We start from the raw sequence: 4,448 nt of genomic DNA, 5'->3' as shown, positions 1-4,448 counted from the left end.
CCCCCCTGCATCGGTCGCCGGGCTAGCGGAAGACCCCGGGCAGGCTCAGCGCGGAAAGCGTGTCATCGGCCAACGGGTTGTCCCGCACCATATAGGTCCACGTCGACGTCGGCCGCGCCAGCTTGGACAGGTCCACACCCGGCTCTTCCTCGATGGCCGGTGACGTTTCGAACGTCTGCTGGGCCGCTTCGATCGCGTCAGCGGCCAACGACGCGAACGCGTCGACCGCCATCCGGTGGAACTCGTCGAGCGGGTTCTGCCGGCCCAGCGCGCGCAGATGAATGCTCTCGCGGATATCGGCGAGATAGGCCAGGTGATCCGCCCAGCCCCGGTCGAGGTGATACAGCATGATCAGCCGACAGATCTTTTCCAGGCGGTCCTCGGAGAGCTCCTCGGCCAGCTCCTTGTAGCGCTTGGGCGCCAACTCGGCCAGCTCCTTGCGAGCGGTGTCGGTGGAGAGCAGCGCATTACGTCGCTCGACGATGATGGCCCGCTGCTGGGCGATCAATTGGTTGTAGCGCCAGGTGTTGGCGTGCACATCGAGCAGCTTGCCCTCAGCAACCCGCTGCGCGTGGTCGAGCAGGCCGGCCGCCTTCGGGCTGGTGATCCGCCCGTTCTCGTCGGTGGCCATCGGCAGCTTATGCCGCTCCAAGTTGGCGGTGACGACGTCGTCTTCCCAGCTGGCGAAGAACACCGACGAGCCCGGGTCGCCCTGACGCCCGGCCCGCCCCCGCAGCTGGTTGTCCAGCCGTTGGGTGTGGTGTCGTCCGGTGCCGACCACGTGCAGGCCGCCCAATTCGGCGACCCGGTCGTGATCGGCCTCGTCGGAGCCGCCGAGCCGAATATCGGTGCCGCGCCCGGCCATCTGGGTAGACACCGTGACCACCTCGAACTTGCCGGCCTCGGCGATCACCCGCGCCTCCTCGGCGTCGTTTTTGGCGTTGAGCACCACCGCCGGCACACCGCGGCGCAGCAGCCGCTCGTGCAACTCCTCGGATTCGGCGACATCGCGGGTGCCGACCAGCACCGGCTGCCCGGTCTCGTGCACCGCCGTGATGTGCTCGACGATCGCGTCGTTCTTGGCGGCCGCGGTGATGTACACCCGGTCGGCCTCATCTTCACGAATGTTCGGCTTGTTCGGCGGAATCGGCGAGACGCCGAGTTTGTAGAACTGGCGCAGCTGCTCACCGGCGGCCAACGCGGTGCCGGTCATCCCACACACGGTGGCGTAGCGGTTGATCAAGGCCTGCACCGTGATGGTGTCGAGCACCTCACCCGTCTCGGTGGTCTCGATGCCCTCCTTGGCCTCGACGGCGGCCTGCAGCCCGTCTGGCCAGCGTTGCAGCTGCGCGATGCGGCCGCGTGAGGCGTTAATCAGGTGTACGGCATCGTCGCGGACGATGTAGTGCACGTCGCGCTGCAGCAACACGTGGGCGTGCAGTGCGACGTTGACTTCCGTCAGTGTCGTGCCGACATGCTCTTCCGAGTACAAGTCGATGCCCCCGAGCGCCTTCTCGATTTTGCGGGCACCGGTCTCCGTGAGGTGGACGTTGCGGTTGTCGGAGTCGGTGTCGTAGTCGTCGCCGGGCTGCAGTTCGCCGACGAGCCGGATGATCTCGAGCCGGGGTGTCTCCCGATGGGTGGTTCCAGCCAAGACCAGCGGCACCAACGCCTCGTCGACGAGCACCGAGTCCGCCTCGTCGATCAGCGCGACGTCGGGATCGGGCGACACCAGGTCGGCCACGTCGGTGACCAACTGGTCGCGCAGCACGTCGAAGCCGATCTCGTTGACCGAGGCATAGGTGACGTCGCACTTGTAGGCCGCGCGGCGCTGTTCGGCCGTCGACTCGGCGGTGATCCAGCCGACCGTCAACCCCAACGCCTCGATCAACGGACCCATCCATTCGGCGTCGCGGCGAGCCAGGTAGTCGTTGATGGTGACGACGTGCACGTGCCGGCCGGCCAGCGCATACCCGGCGGCGGCGATCGCCCCGGCCAGGGTTTTGCCTTCCCCGGTGGCCATTTCGATCACATCGCCGGCCAGCATCCGCAGCGCACCGAGCAGCTGCACGTCGAACGGGCGCAGCCCAGTGGCCCGCTCCGCGGCTTCGCGGGCAATCGCCAGGAACTGCGGAATGTCAGCGGATTCGGCAAGATCGTCGAGCCGCAGCAGGCCGGCCGCCTTGCGCAGTTTCTCGTCGCTGAGATCGGCGGCCTTCTCGTCATATTCCGCCGACGCGCTGACTTCGGCCAGCGAACGGTTTTGGTTCTTCTCCGTGCTGGCGCCCAGCAGCCGCCAGAATCGGCTGCTCAGACGCCCCGGCTGAGCGCTGGTGGTCTTCGGCACAGGTCAACGGTACGCGGGCTCGGCGGACGCCGGACACAGCCGCGCGGCGGGGTCGCATCCGTCCCCGTCCAACCCAGACGACGAATCCGTCACGGTCCTGCGTCAGAATGTCGGTCAGCGCCTGCCGGTCGGGGTATTCGAGCGGCAATCTCATGTCGATCTTGTAGCTTGAGGTGACGCTCGCGTTATGGTGCTGGCGACTCTTCGCCCGTTGCTATAGGGAGGCCGCAATGGACCCCGAGCCGCCGACCGAGCAATCGCCGACAACGCCCGCTGCCGAGCCCGATCCAGCCTCGCAGCAGCCTCCCACTCTGCGCCCGTGGGAGGTGCCGTTCCCGCAGGCGGCAACCCCTCAAGAAGGGGGACCGCTATGGCCACCGGCTGGCGTCGGCTCACCGCCTGAACAGCGGAGTCACATTGGGCTCGTCATCGGGCTGATCATCGTCGTGCTGGTGGCGGGCGTGGTCGGTGCAGGCATCGTCGGCTATCTCCTCCTTCGCGACAGCGTCACCGCTGCAATAAAAGCGCCGACGTCAACCACCAGGCGGATTCCGGGTACGTCAACTGCGGCCGCACCCCCAGCCACTGTCATCGTGGACGGACAAGCTCTGCCAATCCGAAGCAGCGCCATCTGCGCCAAGGCCGGCGGCGAGATGTCCATCTCGGTCGACGCCAGCCAAGGCATCGCCGTGAGACTGAGCAATACCAATCCACTGCAGGTCAAGTTCGTGAGCTTGGGCACCGTCAACGGCCTAGTACTCCTATACAACCCAGGGGTCGGTCAGAACAACGCAGTGGTCACCCAGCACGGCAACACCTTCGATATCAGCGGAACCGCGGCGGGTGTCGACACGTCCAATGGGTCGCGGGTGGAAAAGCCGTTCCAAATCAACGTGACTTGTCCCCATTTATAGGTGCTATAGGTGCGCGCGAGTCCTGCGCGGACCGTTGGTTGGCACACCAGACTGTGTGGCCAAAAGACGAGTTACTTCATCTCGGCGGGATGCCGGCAATGAAGTCACGTCAAGCGGAGCCCGTGAATGATTGTCTGATAATCACCCCCCAATACCGCGCCGCAACGTTGCTTAGAGCGTTAAACCTGGTCGTCGGCGAGAAGCGCTGTGCTTGAGCGTGAACAATCGACTTGCTGATCTCCGCATTGGTATTCGCCTAGTTGTGCTCAGGTCTATATTCAGCGAGGCCCTTCTACGCCAGGCGGCCCATCGGTGCCGACAAAACATGGCGCGCATGGGCGCCCGAGGGAGGTGGCAATGCTGGTTTCAGGGATGTCTGGCAATGAGGTCTACTGCCTTGCGCAGAAGGGGCTTCTGCCTGGCGAAATCGTCGTCGGCAACAGTGTGTGCTCAATGGGGCTCGGCCGCGCGATCGGCAGCTTTGGGCAGACTCTCGCCGGCGGCGAGGTCCGCCAGGTGACTGAGCTCATCTCGGGCGGCCGGCACGCCGCCATCCAGCGCATGGAGCAGGAGGCGCGCCAATACCGCGCTGTTGGGGTCACCAGCGTCGTCACCGAGCTGCGCACCCTCTCGGGCTACACCGAGTTTCTCGCTCAGGGAAGTTCGGTGCGGGCCCAGGATGGTAATTCGGATGGGACCCGCCTCTTCTCAAGCGCGGCCTCGGGCATGGAGCTCTACTGCCACCTCGATGTCGGTTACCGGCCCATGCGCTTCGTGATGGGCAACGTCGCCTACGCGCTCGGGATCGGCCGCGGCCTTACTGGAAAGCTTCGGACCTTCGCGCAGGGCGAGGTCCACGAGTACTCACAGATGTACAACGTGATTCGTCACCATGCGCTCGAGCGTTTGCGCGTCGAGGCTTCGGCGGCCGGGGCGAACTCCGTCGTCGACGTCATCGTGCAGATGCTGCCGCATGGTCCCGGCATCGTCGAGCTCCTGTTGACCGGCACAGCCTCTTATCACCCGCTGATCTCGCCGGGCCCGGTGCGGCCTGAGCAGGTCGTGACCTCCGAGCTGACCGGCGAGGAGATCTGGAACCTCGCCTCGCTCGGCTATGCCCCCGTCCAGCTCGTTATGGCCACCTCGGTCTACTCGTTGGGGCTTGCCGCCGGCATCGGCACCTGGTT

3 protein-coding genes are annotated in these 4,448 nt (G+C 65.6%); 2 read left to right on the top strand and 1 reads right to left on the bottom strand.

What is annotated here, in order from left to right:
• Positions 1-22: 22 nt before the first annotated feature.
• Complete coding sequence (gene secA2 / locus VFA16_RS21445) at positions 23-2,347, bottom strand: accessory Sec system translocase SecA2 (RefSeq protein WP_324969766.1); 2,325 nt, start codon at positions 2,345-2,347, stop codon at positions 23-25.
• A gap of 230 nt (positions 2,348-2,577) precedes the next feature.
• Here secA2 and VFA16_RS21440 point away from each other — a divergent pair, with 230 nt between their 5' ends.
• Positions 2,578-3,261, top strand: coding sequence for a lipoprotein LpqH (locus tag VFA16_RS21440; RefSeq protein WP_324969765.1), 684 nt, complete (start codon positions 2,578-2,580; stop codon positions 3,259-3,261).
• Positions 3,262-3,618: 357 nt separating this feature from the next.
• Positions 3,619-4,448, top strand: an 830-nt coding sequence (locus tag VFA16_RS21435) for a heavy metal-binding domain-containing protein (RefSeq protein WP_324969764.1), incomplete at its 3' end; no start/stop codon positions are given.

Origin of the sequence: Mycobacterium sp. (genome assembly GCF_035653355.1) — a bacterium.
Taxonomy (GTDB): Bacteria; Actinomycetota; Actinomycetes; order Mycobacteriales; family Mycobacteriaceae; genus Mycobacterium.
This window is presented reverse-complemented; position numbering and strand designations above follow the sequence as displayed.

Coding starts and splice junctions, on each gene's coding strand:
- VFA16_RS21440 (WP_324969765.1), top strand. CDS start 2,578: ATGGACCCCGAGCCGCCGACCGAGCAATCGCCGACAACGCCCGCTGCC.